Source organism: Streptomyces sp. NPDC024687 (genome assembly GCF_055559055.1).
On sequence record NZ_JBVHLJ010000009.1, the window covers coordinates 24,177 to 46,090 of the forward strand.

Sequence of the window (21,914 nt, forward strand, 5' to 3'; positions counted from 1 at the left end):
CTCGTGCACCCGCGTACGGCGGCGAGGGGACGGGGTGACCCGCCCACCGAACCGCACGCGCTACACACGCCCCCACCGGAGCCGAACAGGCCGCCGCAGGCACTCAGGGGCGCGGGGAACTGCGCACAACGCCCGCCCCCCACCGAACCCGCACCCCCGCCACCCTGCATGATGTCCCCGAAAGGGAGGTTCCGCGATGCTGCCACTTCGTGCACGGGCACTGCTGGCCGTCCCGGTGTCCCTGATGCTGCTCGCCCTGACCCCCGCAGCCTCCCCGGCCCCCTCCGCCCCCTCCGCCCAGCCCACAGACACACTGCTCCCGTTGCTGGTCGCGCAGGGCGGTGCTCCCGCCGCGGCGCTTCTGGCGACGGAGCAGAGCGGCGACGACGGCGGGACCCGTTACGCCGAGGCAGGACCGGACATCGCCCGCGCCGACCACTTCCGCGCCGGCAGCATCACCAAGACCTTCATCGCGGCGGTCGTCCTCCAACTGGCCTCGGAGCATCGCCTGAAGCTCTCCGACACGGTGGAGCAGCACCTGCCCGGCCTGGTGCGCGGAGCGGGCAACGACGGTCGCGCGCTGACCCTGCGCGCCCTGCTCACCCACACCAGCGGCCTGAGCGACTTCACCACGGACACCTGGGGCCTGGTCCCCCTCACTCCTTTTCAAGCCGTCCGTATCGCACTCACCCACCCTCCGGCCGACCCCGGCCGCTACTCCTACTCGAACACCAACTACGTCCTGCTCGGCATGGTGATCCAACAGGTCACCGGCGACTCCTACGCCACCGAGGCCGAGCGGCGGATCATCGCCCCACTGCGCCTGACGGGCACCTCCTTTCCTGGTTCGCGCACCTCACTGCCCGCCCCGCACGGCCGCGCCTACACAACCGGCGGATCCGACATCACCGGGCTCGACCCGCGGGTGGCCGGGGCCGCGGGCGAGCTGGTGAGCACCCTCGCCGATCTGGACCGCTTCTACGCGGCGCTGCTCGGCGGCCGGCTGCTGTCCCCGTACTGGCTGCACGAGATGACGAACACCCGCACCGCACACGGCTTGTACGGCATGGGCCTGTTCCCGGTGAAGCTGCCGTGCGGCACCACGGTGTGGGGGCACAACGGCCGCATCGCCGGCAGCTACGTACGCACCGCAGCCACGGTCGGCGGCCGTCGCGTCCTCACCTTCCGCGTGAACACGACGTCGATCGCAGACCCCGACCTCGAACCGGCCCTGCTCGCCGCCGAGTTCTGCCCCCGCACCTCGTAGAACGACCGGGTTCCGAACGGAGATCCCGACTCCCGACACTCGTTCGGGTGCGGCCAGTGGAGAGGCCTCTTCCGGCGGACTACGCGGCCTACGCGGACTACAACGGCGCGATGTCCGGCGCCCCCAACCGCGCCGCGTCCGCCGTCAGGTCGTCCGGCTGCCGCTGTGACTCCCGTTCCGCCTCCACCCGCTTCTCGTAGTGCTCGACCTCGCGCTCGATCTGGTCCTTGTCCCAGCCCAGCACCGGCGCCATCAGCTCGGCGGCCTCGCGGGCGGAGCGCACACCCCGGTCGAAGGTCTCGATGGAGATACGGGTGCGCCGGGTCAGCACGTCGTCCAGATGCCGCGCGCCCTCGTGCGAGGCGGCGTAGACGATCTCGGCACGCAGATAGTCGTCGGCGGCCTGCATCGGCTCGCCCAGCGTGACGTCCGAGGCGATGAGGTCGAGGACCTCCTCCGCAAGGCTGCCGTACCGATTCAGCAGATGCTCGACCCGGACGACATGGAGCCCGGTGCGTGCCGCGATCCGCGCCCGCGCGTTCCACAGCGCCCGGTAGCCCTCGGCGCCCAGCAGCGGTACGTCCTCCGTGACGCATGCGGCGACCCGGGTGTCGAGCCCGTGCACCGCCTCGTCGACGGCGTCCTTGGCCATCACCCGGTAGGTCGTGTACTTGCCGCCCGCCACGACGACGAGTCCCGGCACCGGATGCGCCACGGTGTGCTCGCGCGACAGCTTGCTGGTGGCGTCCGACTCACCGGCGAGCAGGGGCCTGAGGCCCGCGTACACGCCTTGGACGTCGTCACGGGTCAGCGGTACCGCGAGCACCGAGTTCACGTGTTCCAGCAGGTAGTCGATGTCCGCGCTGGACGCGGCCGGGTGGGCCTTGTCGAGGTCCCAGTCGGTGTCGGTGGTGCCGATGATCCAGTGCCGGCCCCAGGGAATGACGAACAGCACGGACTTCTCGGTGCGCAGGATCAGTCCGGTCGTGGAGTGGATGCGGTCCTTGGGCACGACGAGGTGGATGCCCTTGGAGGCGCGGACGTGGAACTGTCCCCGCTCGCCGACCATCGCCTGGGTGTCGTCGGTCCACACCCCGGTCGCGTTGACCACCTGCTTGGCGCGGATCTCGTACTCCCCGCCCGCCTCGACGTCCTGCACCCGGGCCCCGACCACCCGTTCGCCCTCGCGCAGGAACCCGGTCACCCGCGCACGGTTGGCCGTCTTGGCGCCGTAGGCCGTCGCCGTGCGCACGAGGGTGGCCACGAAGCGGGCGTCGTCCATCTGGGCGTCGTAGTACTGCAGCGCGCCGACCAGGGCGTCCTTCTTCAAGGCGGGCGCGACGCGCAGGGCGTGACGGTGGCTCAGGTGCCGGTGCGTGGGCAGGCCCCGGCCGTGTCCACGGGCCATCGACATGGCGTCGTAGAGCGCGACGCCCGAACCGGCGTACAGGCGCTCCCAGCCCTTGTGCTGCAAGGGATACAGAAAGGCCACGGGCTTCACGAGATGCGGGGCGAGCCGCTCGAGCAGCAGTCCGCGCTCCTTCAGCGCCTCGCGGACGAGGGCGAAGTCGAGCATCTCCAGATAGCGCAGACCGCCGTGGATCAGCTTGCTGGAGCGGCTGGAGGTGCCGGAGGCCCAGTCACGCGCCTCGACAAGGCCCACGGACAGGCCACGGGTCACCGCGTCGAGCGCGGTTCCCGCACCGACCACACCGGCTCCCACCACCAGGATGTCCAGTTCACGCTCGGCCATTGCCGCGAGTGACTCGGCGCGCTGCGCCGGCCCCAGTGTCGCTGTCCTCACCACTGCTGCCTCCAGCTGTAGATCGCGCCGGTCACCGTCGCGGGCCGGATCGTCCTTGAGGAGTGGCCCGGTCCGTATCCCTCATGCCCAATCCTGACCGGCTTGCCCGACTTCAGCCACCAGTCACTCTCAGCCTGTGGATAACTTTCACCGCTGCGTGGGCCAACGCTCACAACCCCACAGGAAGACACACGGAATCAATCCCGTATATCGGTCATATTTACTCCTAGTCTGACATTGCGCTCGCTCGTCCAGTCCACAGGGCTTGCGCACCTGTCCCGCTTCGGTTACTGGGAAGGACGGCCCCCGCCATGCCCGCAGATCTCGCCGTGATCGGACTCGGTCCCTACGGACTGCCCCTGGCCCAGGCCGCTGTCGCCGCCGGCATCTCCACCCTCGGCTACCGCACCGGCCCCGAGGCCGGCTCCCTCAGCCCCGCCGAACTGCGCCGGATGCTCTCGGGGGGCTTCCGGACGGCAGCGGGCCCCGCCGAACTCGGCCGGGTGCGTACGGCGGTCATCTGCGCCCCGACCCCGCCGAGCCCGGACGGCGGCCCGGACCTGAGCCAGGTGGAGGCGGCCGCCCGCACACTGAGCACACACTTGCGCCCGCACACCACCGTCATCCTGGAGTCCCCCGTCCCGCCGGGCACCACCGAGGAGTTCCTGCGCCCGCTCCTCGAAACGGGCTCCGGCCTGCGCGCGGGCCGCGACTTCCATCTCGCCTACTCCCCCACCCGGGTCGACCCCGGCAACCGCGACTTCACACCCGCCACCACCCCCAAGGTGATCGGCGGCCTCACGCCCGCGTGCACGGAGTCGGCCGCCGCCTTCTACTCGCGCCTCACCGACAAGGTGGTACGCGCGCGTGGCCCGCGCGAGGCGGAGACGGTCCAGCTCCTGGAGACCAACTACCGGCACGTCAACATCGCCCTGGTCAACGAGATGGCCGTCCTCTGCCACGACCTCGGCGTCGACCTGTGGGACGTCATCCGCTGCGCGGAGACGAAGCCCTTCGGCTTCCAGGCCTTCCGCCCCGGCCCCGGCGTCGGCGGCCACGCGATCCCCCGCGACCTCACCAGCGCCGGCCGCTCCCTGCGCATGGTGGAACTCGCCCGTCAGGTCAACGACCAGATGCCCCGTTACGTCGTCCAGCGCGCCGCGGCCCTCCTCAACGAGCACGGCAAGTCCGCGCGCGGGGCCCGTGTCCTCCTCCTCGGCGTCACCTACAAGCCCGACCTCGCCGACCAGCAGGGCACCCCCGCCCAGGAGGTCGCCGTACGCCTGATGGAACTGGGCGCGGCCGTGAGCTACCACGACCCCCACATCCCGTCCTGGAGCGTCCTGGACCGCCCGGTCCCACGCGCGGACTCCCTCTACGAGGCGGCGGCCGACGCGGACCTCACGATCCTGCTCCAGCAGCACCGGACCTACGACCTGCAAGGCCTGTCGGTGAAGGCCCAGCTGCTGCTGGACACACGGGGGGCCACGCCTACGGGGGCGGCGCACCGCCTCTGACGTCAAAACGCAGGTGGCTCTGTCGGACCCACCTGTTAATCTCCCCTCACTTGTCGCACAGTCGTGCGCACGCATCTCTGCTTCACCATTCCGCTCGTTCCATCCCGTGGGGGGATTTCTGTCATGAGCCAGTCAGCTCCACCGCCTGCCCAGCCGCCTGTCGAGCCGCAGGCCCAGCCCCAGCCCCAGCCCCAGCCGGTCGACGGCAACCCGTACGCCCAGCAGCCGGGCGCCGTACCCGCGCCTCCGGCACCGGGGGTCCCGTACGGGGCCGTCCCCGCCCCCGCTCCGGTGCGCAACAACCTCGGCCTCGGTCTGGTGGCCGCCTTCGTCGCCGCCGTGGTCGCCGGCGGTGTCTACGGTGCGATCATCGGCCTGACCAAGCACGAGATCGGCTGGGCGGCGGTCGGCGTCGGTTTTCTGGTCGGCCTCGCCGCAGGGCGTCTCGGTGGCCGCAACCCCGTGCTGCCGGTCGCGAGCGCGGTCCTGTCGCTGGGCTCCGTCTACATCGGCCAGCTCGTGGGCGAGGCCGTGATCGGCGCCAAGGAGACCCCGCTGAGCTTCAGCGAACTCTTCTTCCAGCACTTCGACGTCCTCCATGAGGCGTGGAAGGCGGACGCCGACCCGCTGACGTTCCTGTTCTTCGCGATCGCCGCGTACGTCGCCTTCACCGGCGCCAAGAAGGCGGCGCTCTGACGCTGCCAGTGCCCGGCGAAGGGGCGGCGCATCGGTTGTGAAGGGGGCGCACGGGTGGACCCGGCTCCGGAGCCGGTGGCATGCGGGGCGCGGCGCGGGTACCTTACGGAGACAGGTGGGGTCTTCCGCAGTGGGTGCTGCGGCAGGCTCCTGGATGGTTCACGGAGTGTCCGCCCCTACCTCTTATGGGGGCAGCCGCTCACCAGCCCACCAACAAGGTGGAGCCCACCGCAGTGGGTGCTGCAGTGGGCCCCTGACTGGTTTACGGGTGTCCGCCCCTAGCCCTTATGGGGGCGGCCGCTCACCAGCCGAAAATCCGCAAAACCCACCTCCTCCGGCATTGCACCATCCGAAGACGGATCCTGTCCCGACGAGTGGGCTTGCGGTGACGGCCCATGGGCACGCCCCCTTCCATGACGCCGCCCGTCAACCCGGTTGGGCGGTCCATTGGAGCTCCGGGCCGGGCCCCGGGCCACCGGGTCCGGAGACGTGCTCCTGGAAGGGGGCGCCCCTGAGAGCGGGTCGCCGATCAAGGACACTCCTGCCCCGCTACGCCCATTCAGCCCATATTCGCCCCGAACCCAACCGCACGCCCCTCATCTGCAAAACGCGCCCCCACCAGCCCTTTTGGGTACGCAAAAGGGCCGGTCACCCACCAGGCGACCGGCCCCTCCCGTCGTAAGCCCTACCGCTTGTGCTGCGAGTCCGCGACCGTGACCTCGACCCGCTGGAACTCCTTCAGCTCGCTGTACCCGGTCGTGGCCATCGCCCGCCGCAGCGCTCCGAAGAAGTTCATCGAGCCGTCCGGGATGTGCGACGGGCCCGCCAGGACCTCCTCGATGGTGCCGACCGTGCCGAGGTCGACCTTCTTGCCGCGCGGCAGCTCCTCGTTGACGGCCTCCATGCCCCAGTGGTGGCCGCGGCCCGGCGCGTCCGTGGCACGGGCGAGCGGGGAGCCCATCATCACGGCGTCCGCGCCGCAGGCGATCGCCTTGGGGAGGTCGCCGGACCAGCCCACGCCACCGTCGGCGATGACGTGCACATACCGGCCGCCGGACTCGTCCATGTAGTCCCGGCGGGCGGCTGCCACGTCCGCGACCGCCGTCGCCATGGGCACCTGGATGCCCAGCACGTTCCGCGTGGTGTGCGCGGCGCCGCCGCCGAAGCCGACCAGCACGCCCGCCGCGCCGGTGCGCATCAGGTGCAGGGCGGCGGTGTACGTGGCGCAGCCGCCGACGATCACCGGGACGTCGAGCTCGTAGATGAACTGCTTCAGGTTCAGCGGCTCGTGCGAACCGGAGACGTGCTCCGCCGAGACGGTCGTACCGCGGATCACGAAGATGTCCACGCCCGCGTCCACGACGGCCTTGGAGAACTGTGCGGTGCGCTGCGGGGAGAGCGCGGCCGCCGTGATCACGCCAGCGTCGCGCACCTCCTTGATGCGCTGCCCGATCAGCTCCTCCTTGATGGGAGCGGCGTAGATCTCCTGGAGGCGCCGGGTCGCGGCGTCCACGTCCAGCTCGGCGATCTCGTCGAGCAGCGGCTGCGGGTCCTCGTACCGAGTCCACAGGCCCTCGAGGTTCAGCACGCCGAGGCCGCCGAGCTCACCGATGCGGATCGCGGTGGCCGGGGAGACGACCGAGTCCATGGGGGCGGCCAGGAACGGCAGCTCGAAGCGGTAGGCGTCGATCTGCCAGGCGATCGAGACCTCCTTCGGGTCGCGCGTACGACGGCTGGGGACGACGGCGATGTCGTCGAAGGCGTACGCCCGGCGGCCGCGCTTGCCGCGCCCGATCTCGATCTCAGTCACGATGTGTGGCCTTTCCCTGATGCGTTGCAGCGCCTCCCAGTATCCCCGACGGGTACGACAAGGGCGGCCCCGGTGCTCCGGGACCGCCCTCACGCGCGCGTGGACTTCAGCGAAGGCTCACTTACGGCTGTAGTTCGGTGCCTCGACCGTCATCTGGATGTCGTGCGGGTGCGACTCCTTCAGGCCCGCCGAGGTGATCCGTACGAAGCGGCCCTTGGACTCCATCTCGTCGATGGTGGCCGCGCCCACGTAGCCCATGGTCTGGCGCAGGCCGCCGACGAGCTGGTGCAGGACGCTGGACAGCGGGCCGCGGTAGGGCACCTGGCCCTCGATGCCCTCGGGCACGAGCTTGTCGTCGGCGGAGACCTCGGCCTGGAAGTAGCGGTCCTTGGAGTACGACTTGCCCTGGCCCCGGGACTGCATGGCGCCGAGCGAACCCATGCCGCGGTACGACTTGAACTGCTTGCCGTTGATGAACTGCAGCTCGCCGGGCGATTCCTCGCAGCCCGCGAGCAGCGAGCCCAGCATCACGGTGTCGGCGCCGGCGGCGAGCGCCTTGCCGATGTCGCCGGAGTACTGCAGGCCGCCGTCGCCGATCAGCGGGATGCCCGCGGGACGGGCGGCGAGGGATGCCTCGTAGATGGCGGTGACCTGCGGGACGCCGATGCCGGCGACCACGCGGGTGGTGCAGATGGAGCCCGGTCCGACACCGACCTTGATGCCGTCGACACCGGCGTCGATCAGCGCCTGGGCGCCGTCACGGGTGGCGACATTGCCGCCGATCACGTCGACGCCGACACTGGACTTGATCTTCGACATCCAGCTGAGGGCGTTGCTGTTGTGGCCGTGCGAGGTGTCGACGACCAGGAAGTCCACACCGGCCTCGGCGAGCGCCTGGGCCCGCTCCAGGGCCTCGGGGCTGGCACCGACGGCGGCACCGACGAGGAGCCGGCCCTCGGCGTCCTTGGCGGAGTGGGGGTACTTCTCCGCCTTGACGAAGTCCTTGACGGTGATCAGGCCCTTGAGGACGCCCGCCTCGTCGACCAGGGGAAGCTTCTCGATCTTGTGGCGGCGCAGCAGCTCCATGGCCTCGCTGCCGGAGATGCCGACCTGGCCGGTGACCAGCGGCATCGGCGTCATGACCTCGCGCACCTGGCGGCTGCGGTCCGACTCGAAGGCCATGTCGCGGTTGGTGACGATGCCGAGGAGCCTGCCGGCCGGGTCGGTGACGGGGACACCGCTGATGCGGAACTTGGCGCACAGGGCGTCGGCCTCGGCGAGGGTCGCCTCCGGGTGCACGGTGATCGGGTCGGTGACCATGCCGGACTCGGACCGCTTCACCAGGTCGACCTGGTTGACCTGGTCCTCGACGGAGAGGTTGCGGTGCAGCACGCCGACGCCGCCGAGGCGGGCCATCGCGATGGCCATGCGGGACTCGGTCACCTTGTCCATGGCGGCCGAGAGCAGCGGGATGTTGACCCGGACGTTGCGGGAGATGCGGGACGAGGTGTCGACCGCGTTGGGGAGCACCTCGGACGCTCCCGGCAGCAGCAGCACGTCGTCGTAGGTCAGCCCGAGCGTCGCGAATTTACCGGGCACTCCGTCGACGTTTGCAGTCATGACACCTTCCCCAAATGGCCTTGATCGGTGCGGATGTCCATGCTAACGGGAAGCAGGGATGTCACATTCCACGGATTTCGCGGATCCACGGTTTCGGACCCGCTCCGGGCTTTGTATGTTCGTACGGGACGGGCGTGCCGCCTGTTCAGGAGCGCGCCCTACTGCTCGGCCAGCGCCCGCAGTCTGCTCAGCGCCCGGTGCTGCGCCACACGGACCGCACCGGGTGACATTCCCAACATCTGACCCGTCTCCTCCGCCGTCAACCCCACGGCGATGCGCAGCAGCAGCAGCTCGCGCTGGTTCTCGGGGAGGTTGGCCAGCAGTTTCTTGGCCCATTCGGCGTCACTGCTGAGCAGCGCGCGCTCCTCGGGGCCGAGCGAGTCGTCGGGCCGCTCCGGCATCTCGTCGGACGGCACCGCCGTCGAACCGGGGTGGCGCATGGCCGCGCGCTGCAGGTCGGCGACCTTGTGCGCGGCGATGGCGAAGACGAACGCCTCGAAGGGGCGCCCGGTGTCGCGGTAGCGCGGCAGGGCGAGGAGAACGGCTACGCAGACCTCCTGCGCGAGGTCCTCCACGAAGTGCCGGGCATCACCCGGGAGACGGGACAGCCGGGTGCGGCAGTAGCGCAGGGCCAGGGGGTGGACATGGGCGAGCAGGTCGTGCGTGGCCTGCTCGTCCCCTTCCACGGCACTGTGGACGAGCGCACCGATCGCCCCATGGGGATGAGCCGCCTCGTCGTCACGCATCGGTCCATGGTGCCTTGGCGTCGTTGGATCCGCGGCATCGCGCTGGTTGTTGTGCACCGAAGCGTTATGAGCAGGTGCGCCGGAAGCCATACCCTGCGCCCTCCCCTTCCGCTCGACCGAATCGTCCCCGAGAGACTCCACATCTCAAGGATGCGGCATCCGCGCCGAAACAAGCAGCGGGCGCCGATGTGACTGCCCGGCCGACCCCGCGACCGCGCCCCTCCAGGGGCGCGGAGAGCTGCAGGACCAGCCGGTGGCGACCCGCAGCTTCACTACGGCGAGGTGCTCAGCGAACCAGGCCCCACCGGAACCCGAGCGCCACGGCGTGCGCCCGGTCCGAGGCACCGAGCTTCTTGAACAGCCGCCGCGCGTGGGTCTTGACGGTGTCCTCGGACAGGAACAGCTCCCGCCCGATCTCCGCGTTGGACCGACCGTGGCTCATGCCTTCGAGGACCTGGATCTCACGCGCGGTGAGCGTGGGCGCCGCGCCCATCTCCGCCGACCGCAGCCGGCGCGGGGCGAGCCGCCAGGTCGGGTCGGCGAGCGCCTGCGTCACCGTGGCGCGCAACTCCGCGCGTGAGGCGTCCTTGTGGAGGTAGCCCCGCGCACCGGCGGCGACCGCGAGAGCGACCCCGTCGAGGTCCTCCGCGACCGTGAGCATGATGATGCGCGCACCGGGGTCCGCGGACAGCAGCCGCCGTACGGTCTCGACGCCGCCCAGACCGGGCATGCGTACGTCCATCAGAATCAGGTCCGAACGGTCCGCGCCCCAGCGGCGGAGGACTTCCTCGCCGTTGGCCGCGGTCGTCACGCGCTCGACGCCGGGCACGGTCGCGACCGCGCGGCGGAGCGCCTCTCGGGCAAGCGGGGAGTCGTCGCAGACGAGGACGGATGTCATGGCCGTCCTCCGCAGCTGATGCACGTCACCTTGAGCCTCCAGGCTGGTACGAAATCGTCACCTGTGCGGTCGACCGTCTCGGACGCCTGCCCGAGCACTTCTTGTTTCAACCGCCTCCGCACTCTCAACGACGGTCACCCGAAAGAGTTACGGGGCTGCGCACTGTCTTCGGCACTCTACGTGAGGGGTCGGACACGGTGCAGACATGCACGACGGACCCACAACGTTTCATCACAACCCATGCCCCATTCAGACCCTTTTCTTCCCATTTCTTGGTGTCTGAGGCTAGATTCGCAATGAGTCATATTTTCATCTCCTTAGATCGTAGATGTACGGTCGTAGACACCGTATCCGCCCAGAACGGCTACAAGGGGTCACGCAATGGCAGATTTCTCCCGCCTTCCCGGACCGAACGCGGACCTGTGGGACTGGCAGCTCCTGGCCGCCTGTCGCGGAGTGGACAGCTCGCTCTTCTTCCATCCGGAGGGCGAGCGCGGTGCGGCCCGGAGCGCTCGCGAGAACTCGGCCAAGGAGGTCTGCATGAGATGCCCGGTGCGCGCACAGTGTGCGGCGCACGCGTTGGCGGTGAGAGAGCCGTACGGCGTGTGGGGCGGACTGACCGAGGACGAGCGCGAGGAGCTCATGGGGCGGGCGCGGCACCGGCTGGTGTCGGCTTCATCCGTCGGGAGCGGCGCATCGAACAATTGAAGGAACGTTTCTCCATAGAGGGCACGCACGCGCGTGCCCTTCCTTCTGTTCGGCGGGGCGGTGGGGCGCCGCCTGTGCCTATCGGTCGGCCGCGTGCGCCAGCTGCTCCAGGGTCGCCGCCACCGCCGGCACCTGTGCCAGATCGGGCAGCGTGAGCGCGACGATCTCCCGCCGGACCGCCGGTTCCAGCGTCACCGTGCGCGCACCCCGGGGCCGTACGGACTCGACGGCGAGCTGGGGCAGGACGGCGACGCCGAGACCCGCGCCCACCAGGCCGACGACCGCCGGGTAGTCGTCGGTCGCGAAGTCGATGCGGGGCGTGAAGCCGGCGCTTTCGCACACCTCGACCAACTGGCCCCGGCAGCGCGGGCATCCGGCGATCCACGACTCCCCGGCGAGCTCCCCGATGGCCACGGACTCCGCGCGCGCGAGCCGGTGCCGCTCCGGTACCAGGGCGACGAGCCGGTCGGTCAACAGGGGCCGTACGACGAGGTCGTCCCACTCGTCGCCGCCCGCGGCCCCCTCGTACCGGAAGGCGAGCGCGATGTCGCAGTCGCCCTCCCTCAGCAGGGCGACGGACTGCGGGGGTTCGGCCTCCTCCAGGGAGACCCGGGTGCCGGGGTGGGCGGCGCGCAGGGCGGCGAGGGCGGTGGGGACGAGGGTGGAGCTGCCGCTGGGGAAGGAGACGAGCCGGACGCGCCCGGCCCGCAGCCCGGCGATGGCGGCGACCTCCTCCTCGGCCGCGGTGAGGCCCGCCAGGATGCCGGCGGCGTGCCGCACCAGGGCCTGCCCCGCCTGGGTCAGTCGCATCTCGCGTCCGGTGCGGATGAGCAACGGCGTGCCCACGGACGTCTCCAGGGCCTTCATCTGCTGGCTGACGGCGGGCTGGGTGCAGCCCAGTTCGCGCCCCGCCGCGGAGAAGGAGCCGGTGGCGGCGACGGCGCGCAGGACACGGAGATGACGGGCCTCGATCACCCTACGAGGATAAGCCGCGCTTTGATGTGGCGCCGAATAATGCATGGCACCTTTGAGTCCGGGCCCCTACCGTGGCGGGCATGAAGCTTCTGTCGGTGAATGTGGGCCGCGCGCAGGCCGTTCCGTACACGGACAACCCGGAGGGTGTCACCGGTATCGACAAGCGGTCGGTCGACGGACCGGTGCGGGTGACCGCGCCCGGACCGAAGGGCATCGGCGGCAGCGCGCTCGCCGGGGACGCGGTGTGCAAGAAGCAGCACCACGGCGGCGACGACCAGGCCGTGTACGCGATGGCGCGCGAGGACCTGGACGTGTGGGAGGGCGAACTGGGGCGCACCCTGGCCAACGGCGCGTTCGGCGAGAACCTCACGACCGAGGGCATCGACGTCTCCGGCGCGCGGATCGGGGAACGCTGGCGCATCGGGCGCGAGGTGGTGCTGGAGGTCACCAGCGCGCGGATACCGTGCGGCACCTTCCAGGGCCACATGGCGGAGGAGCGGTGGGTGAAGCGGTTCACGCAGAAGGGCGCGCCGGGCGCGTACCTGCGGGTGATCCAGCCGGGCGAGATCCGTACCGGGGACCCGGTCGAGATCGTGCACCGGCCGGACCACGACGTGACGGTCGCCCTGGCGTTCCGGGCGATGACCACCGAACGGCCGCTCCAGCCACGGCTGTTGGCGGCGGGCGAGGCGCTCCATCCGGAGGTGCGGCAGTGGGCGCTGGAGTATGTGGAGAAGTACGGGGCCTGACGGGCCCTCGGCAAGCGGACGCTGTCGGCCCCGGTCATTAACCTTGCGCCATGACAACGGCATTGATTACGGGATCGACCGCGGGCATCGGTGCCGCGTTCGCACGACGGCTCGCGGCTGACGGGCACAACCTGGTGCTGGTGGCCCGCGACACCAAGCGGCTCCGGGAGCAGGCGACCGAACTCCACGACCGGCACGGCATCGAGGCCGAGGTCCTCACCGCCGACCTCGCCACCGACCCCGGCATCGAGGCGGTCGCCGCCCGCCTCGCCGACCGCAGGTCCCCCGTCGACCTCCTCGTCAACAACGCCGGCTTCGGCAACAAGGGCCGCTATCTCGACGTCTCCATGGCCGACGAGCTGAAGATGCTCAAGGTGCACTGCGAGGCGGTGCTGCGACTGACGTCGGCGGCGACGGAGGGGATGCGGGAGCGCGGGCGCGGGGGTGTCGTGAACGTCGCGTCGGTGGCCGCGTTCGTGCCCCGCGGGACGTACGGCGCCTCGAAGGCGTGGGTCGTGCAGTTCACGCAGGGCGCGGCGAAGGATCTGGCCGGGAGCGGGGTCCGGCTGATGGCCCTGTGCCCGGGGTTCGTGCGGACCGAGTTCCACCAGCGGGCCGGGATGGGCACAGACAACATCCCCGGCTGGATGTGGCTCGACGCGGACAAACTGGTCGCCGCGGCCCTCGGTGACCTGTCCCGCGGCAAGACCCTGTCGATCCCGGATCCGCGGTACAAGGCGCTCATGGGGCTGGTGAAGGTGGCGCCGCGGGGGCTGCTGGGCGGGATCACGTCGAGGACTGGGCGCAAGTACGGGCCGCAGTAGGGCCCGAAAAGGCGGACAATGGTGCCGTAATGCCGGACCCAGGGGGGCCGGAGGCGATCGCGTATGACGTTCGTACAGCTCATCGACTGCAGGACCAGCCGTTTCGACGAGATGGACCGGCTGATGGACACCTGGGTCGAGCAGACCAAGGGGAAGCGGACCGCGACGCACGCGGTGGTCGGCAAGGACCGCTCCGACGCGTCGCACTTCGTCGAGATCGTGGAGTTCCCGTCGTACGAGGAGGCGATGCGGAACTCCGGACTGCCGGAGACGGGGCGGATCTTCGAGGACATGGTCGCCCTGTGCGAGGAGACGCCCACCTTCACGGATCTGGACGTGGTGCGGGACGAGCAGCTCGACCCGGCGACCTCACGGCAGTTCTTCGAGCGGGCCGGGCGGTCCGAGACGGACCTCGTGTTCGAAGGGTTCTCCGACGACTACCTGGAGCATGTCCCGGGCAACCCCGACGACGTGGACCTGGAGGGTTCGCGCCAGGTGTACGCCGAGTGGAGCCAGGCCTTCGATCTCGCCTTCCGGGTCGACGACCAGATCGCCCAGGGCGACCAGGTGTGCACCCGCTGGACCCTGGCCGGCCGGCACAAGGGCGATTTCCTCGGCATTCCGGCCACCGGCCAGAACGTCACCATGACCGGCACCACCTGGCACCGGTTCCGGGACGGGATGATCTGCGAGGGCTGGTGGCAGTACGACCGGGCCGGGCTGCTGGAACAGCTGGGAGTGCTCGGGGAGTGACCCGCGAAGGGGGAAGTGACCCGCGAAGGGGAAGGGCCCCGGTCCGGCACTCGTGTGCGGAACGGGGCCCTTTGCGAGCGATGAGGCTCAGTGGGAGTGGCCGTGGCTGTGACCACCGGCGGCCGGCTCCTCCTCTTCCTTCTTCTCGACGACCAGGGTCTCGGTCGTCAGGAGGAGGGAGGCGATGGAGGCGGCGTTCTCCAGGGCGGAGCGGGTGACCTTGACCGGGTCGATGACGCCGGCCTTGACCAGGTCGCCGTACTCGCCGGTCGCGGCGTTGAAGCCCTGGCCCTTGTCGAGCTCGGCGACCTTGGCGGTGATGACGTAGCCCTCGAGGCCGGCGTTCTCGGCGATCCAGCGCAGCGGCTCGACGACGGCCTTGCGGACGACGGCGACACCGGTGGCCTCGTCGCCGGTCTTGCCCAGACCGCCTTCGAGCACCTTGGCGGCGTGGACCAGAGCGGAGCCACCACCGGAGACGATGCCCTCCTCGACCGCGGCGCGGGTCGCGGAGATGGCGTCCTCCAGGCGGTGCTTCTTCTCCTTCAGCTCCACCTCGGTGGCGGCGCCGACCTTGATCACGCACACGCCGCCGGCCAGCTTCGCGAGGCGCTCCTGGAGCTTCTCGCGGTCCCAGTCGGAGTCGGTGTTCTCGATCTCGGCCTTGATCTGGGCGACGCGGCCCGTGACCTCGGAGGAGTCGCCGGCACCGTCGACGACCGTGGTGTCGTCCTTGGTGACGGTGACGCGGCGGGCGGTGCCGAGCACGTCCAGGCCGACCTGGTCGAGCTTGAGACCGACCTCCTCGGAGATGACCGTGGCACCGGTGAGGACCGCCAGGTCCTGGAGCATCGCCTTGCGGCGGTCACCGAAGCCGGGGGCCTTGACGGCGACCGCGTTGAAGGTGCCGCGGATCTTGTTGACGACCAGGGTCGACAGGGCCTCGCCCTCGACGTCCTCGGCGATGATCAGCAGCGGCTTGGAGGCACCCGACTGGATGACCTTCTCGAGCAGCGGGAGCAGGTCCTGGATCGAGGAGATCTTGCCCTGGTTGATCAGGATGTACGGGTCGTCGAGGACGGCCTCCATACGCTCCTGGTCGGAGACCATGTACGGCGACAGGTAGCCCTTGTCGAAGGCCATGCCCTCGGTGAAGTCCAGCTCCAGACCGAAGGTGTTGGACTCCTCGACGGTGATGACGCCGTCCTTGCCGACCTTGTCCATCGCCTCGGCGATGAGCTCGCCGACCTGGCTGTCCTGGGCGGACAGACCGGCTACGGCGGCGATGTCGGACTTCTCGTCGATCGGGCGGGCGGTCGCGAGGAGCTCCTCGGACACGGCCTTCACCGCGGCGTCGATGCCCTTCTTCAGGGCGGCCGGGGAGGCACCCGCGGCGACGTTCTTCAGGCCCTCGCGGACCAGCGCCTGGGCGAGCACGGTGGCGGTGGTCGTACCGTCACCCGCGATGTCGTTGGTCTTGGTCGCCACCTCCTTCACCAGCTGCGCGCCGAGGTTCTCGTACGGGTCGTCGAGCTCGACCTCACGGGCGATCGTGACACCGTCGTTGGTGATGGTGGGAGCGCCGAACTTCTTGTCGATGACGACGTTGCGGCCCTTGGGGCCGATCGTCACCTTGACCGTGTCGGCAAGCTTGTTGACGCCGCGCTCGAGGGCGCGACGGGCGTCCTCGTCGAACTTCAGGATCTTCGCCATGGGAGCGTGAGCCCTCTCGGAAATCTAGGGGAAAAAGAGACTGCGCCCCGGGCGCCCGGCTTGTCAGTGGTCGGGGGGCCAGGGGCGCAGCTCAAAGAAATGCTTCGGTGAATTACTTCTCGATGATCGCGAGCACGTCGCGGGCCGAGAGGACGAGGTACTCCTCGCCGTTGTACTTCACCTCGGTGCCGCCGTACTTGCTGTACAGCACGATGTCGCCGACGGAGACGTCGAGCGGAAGACGGTTACCGTCCTCGAAGCGGCCCGGGCCCACGGCCAGGACGACGCCCTCCTGGGGCTTCTCCTTCGCCGTGTCCGGGATGACCAGGCCAGAGGCGGTGGTCTGCTCGGCGTCGAGCGGCTGGACCACAATGCGGTCCTCGAGCGGCTTGATGGCAACCTTGGAGCTGGTGGTCGTCACGATCCGACCTCCCCCTTCGGAGATCACGGGGTTGACTGTCTGAGGTGGCGACCAGGTGGATCCGTCGTCGCGGGTGCCGGACCTGCCCGTCGCTGTGTTGGCACTCTCCAGGGGGGAGTGCCAGACCCGAGACTATGACCGTGATTAGCACTCGGTCAAGCGGAGTGCCAATTCGCGGCGCGGCTGAGCGGAATTCGGGTGCGCGTGGGTGGGGGTTGCCGTCCCGGGGGCTGCCGCCCCCGGACCCCCGCTTCGGCCCAAGGGCCTCGTCCTCAAACGCCGGACAGGCTGAAATGCCTACAGGTAGTCCTCCAGTCGACCCACTGTCAGCCCTCGGCGCTGGATCTCCCGCAGCAGTCTCAGGGTCGGGCCCGTCGCCGCTCCCGACGGAACCGAGACGATGTCGCCCGCCCGCAGCGGCCCCTCCGGCACGCCGCCCTCCGCCGACACGCTCCACAGCACCACCGCCGAGAGCCCGCAGTCGGCCGCCGCGCGCAGGGTCGTGCGGTCGTACGTGCCGTAGGGCGGCCGGAACAGCCGTGGCCGGATCCCGAAGCGGGAGCGCACCTTCTCCTGCTGGCCGCAGATCTCGGCGCGCTGGCCGGTGTACGGCAGTCCGCGCAGGGCGGGGTGGTCCAGGGTGTGGTTCTGGATGCTCGCGCCGACCGACCTGAGGCGCGCGAAGTGGCCGTAGCCGGGGCCGACGACGCTGTCCGTGAGGAACATGCTGACGGGCAGCCGCAGTTCACGGACCAGGTCGACGAAGCGCGGGTCCTTCTCCGCGCCGTCGTCGTAGGTGAGGAAGACGACCTTGTCGGACGTCCGCACCCGCTTCACCACCGGCGGCACCCGGCCCGGGCCCGCCACCGCGCGCGCCGGCACCCGCGGGGGCGACGGCAGCGGGGCCGCGAGACCCCAGTGGCGGTACGGCCGTCCGTCCGCCCTTGCCGGCCCGTAGGACCCCACGCGCTGGGCCGCCTTCTTGCCCAGCCGTTCGATGGGATCGACGGACTGGGCGCAGCCGGCGAGGAGTACGGCCGCCAGTGCGGCGGAGAGCAGGGTCCGCGGTCTCACAGGTAGTCCTCGAGGCGTGCGACGGCGTACCCCTCGGCCGTGACCTTGTCCAGGAAGCGGCGGACCATGTCGGTCATCGTGCCCTTCCAGTCCTCCCGGCCCCGGAAGTGGCTGAGCACGATGTCGCCGGGGTGGATCCTCTGGTCCTCCTCGCGGTACTCCCAGTGGTCGACGAAGACCTCCTCGTTCCAGATCGGCGCGTATCCGATGCCGCAGGACCTGGCCGCGCGCAGGGTGTCCTCGTTGTAGTTGCCGTACGGCGGGCGGAAGAGCGCGGGCCGCGTGCCGTAGTGCTTCTCGATGACGTCCTGCATGCCGCAGATCTCGCGCTTCTGGCGGGCGTACGACAGCGCGGGCAGGTAGGGGTGGTGGAGGGTGTGGTTGTTCAGCACGACCCCCGCGTCCCGCATCTTCGCGAAGTAGCCGTAGTCGCCCCTGACCAGGTAGTCGCTGAGGAAGGCGGTGTAGGGGATCTTCAGCTCGCTCATCATCCGCAGGAACGCGGGGTCCTTCTCGGCGCCGTCGTCGATGGTGAGGAAGACGATCTTCTCTTCGGTGGGGATCGTGGTGAAGACCGGAGGCAGCCCCTTCTCCTCGTGGCCCTCGACCTCGAAGCCATCGCGGGTGGTGATGCGGGGCTTGTTCACGGGCGCGGGCGGCGCCGTCAGTGGGACCTGCTTCAACCCCCAGTGCCTGGCGATGGCGATCCGTCTCTGCTCGGCGCGGAGCCTGGCGGCCCGGATGACGGTCTTGTCGGCCTGGAGGTCGGCGGCGGGGGCGGCCGTGGGGGCCGGAGGTGCCTTGAGGGGCCGCTGCGGCCGTGCGTCCGTCCCGGCCGGACGGGCGCAGCCGGAGACCAGGGCGGCCACGGCCAGGAGGACGAGTCCGCCGCGGATCGACACCCTCAACGCACCATTTTTATCGTTTTGTCCTACTGTTCCCATGGCGCCGGATCCTCGCAGGTCAGGGCGGAGCACCCGGGCCGACACCGCCGCCCGGAAGCGGACCGTCCACCGACTGGCCCACAATGACCCGGTGACCGACCTCGCCCCCCTCCTCACCCCCGAGGGCCGTGCCCTCCTCGACGACGTGCGCGGCACCGCCCCCGCCGACGAACTCGCCGTCGCCACCCGGCTGCGCCGCGAGCACCCCGCCGAGCTGGTCTCCGCGGCGCTCGGCCAGGCCCGGCTGCGGCAGCGGGCGGCGGCGAAGTTCGGGGCCGAGGACTCGGAGCGGATGTTCTTCACGCCCAACGGGGTCGAGCAGTCGACACGGGCGAGCGTGGCGGCGTACCGGGCCGAGCGGCTGCGGGCCCTGGGGGTCACCTCCGTCGCGGACCTGTGCTGCGGGATCGGCGGTGACGCGATCGCGCTGGCCCGCGCCGGGATCCGGGTCCTCGCGGTGGACCGGGATCCGCTGACGGCGGCGGCCGCGCGGGCGAACGCGGACGCGCTGGGACTCGCCGGCCTGATCGACGTACTGGAGGCGGATGTCACGGAGGTCGACACGGCCGCGTACGACGCCGTGTTCGTGGATCCCGCGCGGCGCGGCGGGCGGGGCCGCATCTTCGATCCGGAGGCCTATTCACCGCCGCTGTCCTGGGCCGTGCGGGCGGCTCTGAAGGCCCCGCACGCCGCGCTGAAGGTCGCGCCGGGCATCCCGCACGAGGCGGTTCCGTCGGAGGCCGAGGCGGAGTGGATCTCCGACGGCGGGGACGTGAAGGAGGCGGTGCTGTGGTTCGGCACCGCGCCGGGCGCCGTCCGGGCGACGCTGCTGCCGGGACCGCGGACGCTGCTGGGGCGGGGTCTCCCCGACCCCGAAGTCCGGTCCGTGGGGCGGTACTTGTACGAGCCGGACGGAGCCGTCATCCGGGCCCATCTGGTCGCCGAGGTGGCCGAGGACCTGGACGGCGGGCTGGTCGACGAGACCATCGCCTACGTCACCGCCGACGCACTGCACCCGACCCCGTACGCCACCGCCTACGAGATCACCGACCAACTCCCCTTCAACGTGAAGAAGTTGAAGGCCCTGCTGCGGGAGCGGGAGGTCGGGATCCTCACCGTGAAGAAGCGGGGGTCGGCCGTCGAGCCGGAGGAGTTGCGGCGCAAGGCGCTGCCGAAGCCGCAGGGGCCGCACTCGGCGACCGTGTTCCTGACCCGGGTCGCGGGGGCGCCGACCATGCTGATCGGCGCCCCCGCGAGGGCTCTTACTGGTGCTGGACCGTCCTGAGCGACTCCAGGTGCGGGTCGGCGCCGACCGGGCCGGTGCGCGCCGCGGTGGCGTTCCGGGTCTCGTCGCCGCCGGTGCGCAGGGCGCTCGTGCGGCTGCTCGCCGGCTCGTCGCCGTTGCGGAACGGCGTGTAGAGGACCTGGGCGCTGTTCGCGGCGACCGAGGCGCCCGCCGAACCGAGGGTGCTCGCCGAGAGGTTGCCGGTACCGCCGAAGGCGATCACGGCGTTGGTGCTCGCGGACTCACGCAGCAGATAGCTCGTCAGCTCGGGCGAGAGGGAGGCGCGGGAGGTCCACAGGATTGGCCCGAAGACGTTCATCGCCCCGGCCGCCGACAGCCCGTCACGCCAGGAACCGGAGTAGGCGAGGGCCACGTTGCTCGGCGTGCTCCACCAGAACTTGGCGACGGCCACCGAGAGGGCGGCCCTGGTCTTCCCCGAGATCGGGTAGTACGAGTACGAGGAGGGCCACCGGGAGAAGTCCGTGTGGGTCAGCGCGTACCTGGCGTCCGCACCCACCGGGATGAGCATGGTCTTCGCGGGGTTGAGGCCGTTGAGGTACGACTTCACCGACGAGGACAGCTTCTTGCCGTTGGTCAGCACGAGGCCGCCCGCGCTGCTCGTGCCGTCGGCGCCGGCCGCTGCGGCGGCCGGGAGGGACGCGTAGGCGTCGGTGCCGGAGGCCAGGAAGACGTACTTCGGGCTGGTGGTGATCGTCTTGGCCACGGCGACCGAGGTCGCGAAGCGGTCCGCGCCGGTCAGCCGCTTGGGCGTGAAGCCGAGGGCCTTGACCTGGGAGGTGACCGTGGAGCTCAGGACGGACGGGGAGCCGAGGAGGTAGACGTTGGCGCCTCGCTTCAGCACCCGCTTCAGCTCGGCCTTCACCGCCGCCGACAGCCCGCCCTTCGGGGTCGCGAGGACCGGCCCCTGCTTCTTGCCGGCCAGCGCGGGCGCGGTCAGCGCGTACGCGGTGCTGTCCTGGTTGGTCAGCACGGCCGCCTTGGCGTCCATCAGGCCCGGCGCGCTGGTGCCGACCTTGTTCCAGGTCCAGCGAGAGGCCGCGACGACGGTCGGGGTGCTGCCGGAGCCCCAGATCCGGGCGGTGGTGTTCTTGCGCAGCGGCTGCCAGCTGGGGTTGCCGCCCTGCGGGGTGCCCGGGACGGCCGTGCGCTCACCGGTGGCGACGTCGGCGTACTCGGTGGTCTGTACGTCGGTGCTGTCGCCCGTGGTGTGCGCGTCGAAGACGATCCGGGTGCCGGTGGGCGACCAGGACGGGTTGGCGACGTAGCCGGGCCCGGTGGTGAGCTGCTTGACGCCGGTGCCGTCGGCCTTGGCCGTGAAGATCTGCTGCTTGCCGTCGGTGTCCTTGCGGACGAAGGCCAGCTTGGTGCCGTCGGGCGAGTAGGCGGGCTGCCCGGCGTTGGTGAGGACCCGCTTGACCGTCTTGGCGGTCGGGTCGTAGACGTACACGCCGGCGTTGTCGTAGCAGCCGTAGTTGATACGGCGTTCGAAGGCGACCGTGCCGGACGGGCTCACCGTCGGGTCGGTGTCGCAGACGGTGTCCGGCTCCAGGGCCGACGACAGCAGCGGGCGGGGCGCCCAGGAGGCGTCGGAGGGGCCGTAGGCGAGCTGGCCGCCGGTGGAGAAGACGACGTAACGGCCGCCCCACCAGAAGGTCAGGTCCTGGTACTGGGCACTGGAGCGCACGCCCTCCGCCCAGGGCAGGGTGAACTTCGAGCCGCCGCTGGGGCGGATGCTGCTGATCTGGCTCGCGGAGGTGACCAGACGGCTGCCGTCCGGGGCCCAGGCGGCGTAGCCGCCGTAGGTGTTGGGCACCGCGGTCTGCTTGCCTGTGGCGGTGTCGACGAGCACCGGGCCGTCGGTGAGGATCCGGCCCTCGACGCCCGGCCAGGGGCCCGCGTCGTCGGCGGCGGCGCCGGGTGCGGCGGCCAGGGTGCCCACCGCGGCGAGCGCCGCCGCGGTCGCGAGCGCCGCGGCACGGCGGCGCGTGAACAGTCTCAAGTTGTCATCCTCTACAGGGTTTTCACGGTCTCCACACAGAGACTGGGCCACTGTAGGACGCCAACGGGACAGCAGGGGAACAAATTTACT

General features: G+C 70.5%; 19 protein-coding genes. 8 read left to right on the top strand and 11 right to left on the bottom strand.

All coding sequences use genetic code 11. The features are described 5' to 3' along the window. Positions 1-196 precede the first annotated feature (196 nt). The gene (locus ACZ39I_RS30860) at positions 197-1,267 is read left to right on the top strand and encodes a serine hydrolase domain-containing protein (protein WP_467248126.1); all 1,071 of its coding nucleotides are present in this window, start codon (positions 197-199) and stop codon (positions 1,265-1,267) included. A gap of 97 nt (positions 1,268-1,364) precedes the next feature. Here the strand turns inward: ACZ39I_RS30860 and ACZ39I_RS30865 are convergent, their stop codons facing one another. Then, entirely contained in the window at positions 1,365-3,071 is a 1,707-nt protein-coding gene (locus tag ACZ39I_RS30865; RefSeq protein ID WP_467248128.1) for a glycerol-3-phosphate dehydrogenase/oxidase, read from the bottom strand. A gap of 311 nt (positions 3,072-3,382) precedes the next feature. Here ACZ39I_RS30865 and ACZ39I_RS30870 point away from each other — a divergent pair, with 311 nt between their 5' ends. Together ACZ39I_RS30870 and ACZ39I_RS30875 are read left to right on the top strand one after the other, a co-directional pair. Continuing rightward, positions 3,383-4,588, top strand: coding sequence for a nucleotide sugar dehydrogenase (locus ACZ39I_RS30870; RefSeq protein WP_467248130.1), 1,206 nt, complete (start codon positions 3,383-3,385; stop codon positions 4,586-4,588). A 123-nt stretch (positions 4,589-4,711) separates the two neighbouring features. After that, positions 4,712-5,284 carry a hypothetical protein gene (locus ACZ39I_RS30875; RefSeq protein WP_467248132.1) on the top strand — a complete coding sequence of 191 codons (573 nt, stop codon included), beginning with the start codon at positions 4,712-4,714 and terminating at the stop codon, positions 5,282-5,284. A gap of 685 nt (positions 5,285-5,969) precedes the next feature. Here the strand turns inward: ACZ39I_RS30875 and ACZ39I_RS30880 are convergent. The 4 genes from ACZ39I_RS30880 to ACZ39I_RS30895 form a co-directional block, all read right to left on the bottom strand. Then, on the bottom strand, positions 5,970-7,094 hold the full coding sequence (locus tag ACZ39I_RS30880) for a GuaB3 family IMP dehydrogenase-related protein (protein WP_393600370.1): 1,125 nt from the start codon (positions 7,092-7,094) through the stop codon (positions 5,970-5,972). A gap of 117 nt (positions 7,095-7,211) precedes the next feature. After that, a complete protein-coding gene (guaB, locus tag ACZ39I_RS30885; protein ID WP_467248135.1) occupies positions 7,212-8,714 on the bottom strand; it encodes an IMP dehydrogenase in 1,503 nt (500 codons plus the stop codon). A gap of 158 nt (positions 8,715-8,872) precedes the next feature. After that, entirely contained in the window at positions 8,873-9,460 is a 588-nt protein-coding gene (locus tag ACZ39I_RS30890; RefSeq protein ID WP_007384137.1) for a sigma-70 family RNA polymerase sigma factor, read from the bottom strand. Between the two features lie 286 nt (positions 9,461-9,746). Beyond that, positions 9,747-10,358 carry a response regulator transcription factor gene (locus ACZ39I_RS30895; RefSeq protein WP_003948568.1) on the bottom strand — a complete coding sequence of 204 codons (612 nt, stop codon included), beginning with the start codon at positions 10,356-10,358 and terminating at the stop codon, positions 9,747-9,749. A gap of 381 nt (positions 10,359-10,739) precedes the next feature. On the opposite strand from ACZ39I_RS30895, the gene ACZ39I_RS30900 reads away from it, so the two are divergent. Continuing rightward, a complete protein-coding gene (locus ACZ39I_RS30900) occupies positions 10,740-11,066 on the top strand; it encodes a WhiB family transcriptional regulator (RefSeq protein WP_007384136.1) in 327 nt (108 codons plus the stop codon). 78 nt (positions 11,067-11,144) lie between these two features. On the opposite strand, the gene ACZ39I_RS30905 is transcribed toward ACZ39I_RS30900, so the two are convergent. Next, positions 11,145-12,041, bottom strand: coding sequence for a LysR family transcriptional regulator (locus ACZ39I_RS30905; RefSeq protein ID WP_467248139.1), 897 nt, complete (start codon positions 12,039-12,041; stop codon positions 11,145-11,147). A gap of 80 nt (positions 12,042-12,121) precedes the next feature. Between ACZ39I_RS30905 and ACZ39I_RS30910 the strand changes: the two genes are divergently transcribed. The 3 genes from ACZ39I_RS30910 (at position 12,122) to ACZ39I_RS30920 (ending at position 14,367) form a co-directional block, all read left to right on the top strand. Then, positions 12,122-12,790 carry an MOSC domain-containing protein gene (locus ACZ39I_RS30910; protein WP_467248140.1) on the top strand — a complete coding sequence of 223 codons (669 nt, stop codon included), beginning with the start codon at positions 12,122-12,124 and terminating at the stop codon, positions 12,788-12,790. A 50-nt stretch (positions 12,791-12,840) separates the two neighbouring features. After that, positions 12,841-13,614 carry an SDR family NAD(P)-dependent oxidoreductase gene (locus ACZ39I_RS30915; RefSeq protein WP_467248142.1) on the top strand — a complete coding sequence of 258 codons (774 nt, stop codon included), beginning with the start codon at positions 12,841-12,843 and terminating at the stop codon, positions 13,612-13,614. A 63-nt stretch (positions 13,615-13,677) separates the two neighbouring features. Beyond that, on the top strand, positions 13,678-14,367 hold the full coding sequence (locus ACZ39I_RS30920) for an ester cyclase (RefSeq protein WP_467248144.1): 690 nt from the start codon (positions 13,678-13,680) through the stop codon (positions 14,365-14,367). A gap of 87 nt (positions 14,368-14,454) precedes the next feature. Here the strand turns inward: ACZ39I_RS30920 and groL are convergent, their stop codons facing one another. From groL to ACZ39I_RS30940, 4 genes are all read right to left on the bottom strand, one after another. After that, the gene (gene groL, locus ACZ39I_RS30925) at positions 14,455-16,080 is read right to left on the bottom strand and encodes a chaperonin GroEL (RefSeq protein WP_352389187.1); all 1,626 of its coding nucleotides are present in this window, start codon (positions 16,078-16,080) and stop codon (positions 14,455-14,457) included. Between the two features lie 112 nt (positions 16,081-16,192). Further along, positions 16,193-16,501, bottom strand: a complete 309-nt coding sequence (groES, locus tag ACZ39I_RS30930) for a co-chaperone GroES (RefSeq protein ID WP_007384130.1) — start codon at positions 16,499-16,501, stop codon at positions 16,193-16,195. 297 nt (positions 16,502-16,798) lie between these two features. Beyond that, positions 16,799-17,575: a polysaccharide deacetylase family protein gene (locus ACZ39I_RS30935; protein WP_467248147.1), complete on the bottom strand. Its 777-nt coding sequence runs from the start codon at positions 17,573-17,575 to the stop codon at positions 16,799-16,801. After that, complete coding sequence (locus ACZ39I_RS30940; protein WP_467248149.1) at positions 17,572-18,519, bottom strand: polysaccharide deacetylase family protein; 948 nt, start codon at positions 18,517-18,519, stop codon at positions 17,572-17,574. Before ACZ39I_RS30940 ends, ACZ39I_RS30935 begins: the two co-directional genes overlap by 4 nt. A gap of 91 nt (positions 18,520-18,610) precedes the next feature. Between ACZ39I_RS30940 and ACZ39I_RS30945 the strand changes: the two genes are divergently transcribed. After that, positions 18,611-19,804 (top strand): class I SAM-dependent methyltransferase, encoded by a 1,194-nt coding sequence (locus ACZ39I_RS30945; protein WP_467248152.1) that lies wholly within the window; start codon positions 18,611-18,613, stop codon positions 19,802-19,804. Here ACZ39I_RS30945 and ACZ39I_RS30950 read toward each other — a convergent pair. Beyond that, on the bottom strand, positions 19,782-21,824 hold the full coding sequence (locus tag ACZ39I_RS30950; protein ID WP_467248154.1) for a cell wall-binding repeat-containing protein: 2,043 nt from the start codon (positions 21,822-21,824) through the stop codon (positions 19,782-19,784). The genes ACZ39I_RS30945 and ACZ39I_RS30950 overlap by 23 nt on opposite strands. Positions 21,825-21,914 lie beyond the last annotated feature (90 nt).

What these genes read in the sequence shown, in the direction of transcription:
- ACZ39I_RS30860 (WP_467248126.1), top strand. Translation starts at nt 197, where the DNA reads ATGCTGCCACTTCGTGCACGGGCACTGCTGGCCGTCCCGGTGTCCCTG.
- ACZ39I_RS30870 (WP_467248130.1), top strand. Translation starts at nt 3,383, where the DNA reads ATGCCCGCAGATCTCGCCGTGATCGGACTCGGTCCCTACGGACTGCCC.
- ACZ39I_RS30875 (WP_467248132.1), top strand. Translation starts at nt 4,712, where the DNA reads ATGAGCCAGTCAGCTCCACCGCCTGCCCAGCCGCCTGTCGAGCCGCAG.
- guaB (WP_467248135.1), bottom strand. Translation starts at nt 8,714, where the DNA reads ATGACTGCAAACGTCGACGGAGTGCCCGGTAAATTCGCGACGCTCGGG.
- ACZ39I_RS30890 (WP_007384137.1), bottom strand. Translation starts at nt 9,460, where the DNA reads ATGCGTGACGACGAGGCGGCTCATCCCCATGGGGCGATCGGTGCGCTC.
- ACZ39I_RS30895 (WP_003948568.1), bottom strand. Translation starts at nt 10,358, where the DNA reads ATGACATCCGTCCTCGTCTGCGACGACTCCCCGCTTGCCCGAGAGGCG.
- ACZ39I_RS30900 (WP_007384136.1), top strand. Translation starts at nt 10,740, where the DNA reads ATGGCAGATTTCTCCCGCCTTCCCGGACCGAACGCGGACCTGTGGGAC.
- ACZ39I_RS30910 (WP_467248140.1), top strand. Translation starts at nt 12,122, where the DNA reads ATGAAGCTTCTGTCGGTGAATGTGGGCCGCGCGCAGGCCGTTCCGTAC.
- ACZ39I_RS30915 (WP_467248142.1), top strand. Translation starts at nt 12,841, where the DNA reads ATGACAACGGCATTGATTACGGGATCGACCGCGGGCATCGGTGCCGCG.
- ACZ39I_RS30920 (WP_467248144.1), top strand. Translation starts at nt 13,678, where the DNA reads ATGACGTTCGTACAGCTCATCGACTGCAGGACCAGCCGTTTCGACGAG.
- groL (WP_352389187.1), bottom strand. Translation starts at nt 16,080, where the DNA reads ATGGCGAAGATCCTGAAGTTCGACGAGGACGCCCGTCGCGCCCTCGAG.
- ACZ39I_RS30940 (WP_467248149.1), bottom strand. Translation starts at nt 18,519, where the DNA reads ATGGGAACAGTAGGACAAAACGATAAAAATGGTGCGTTGAGGGTGTCG.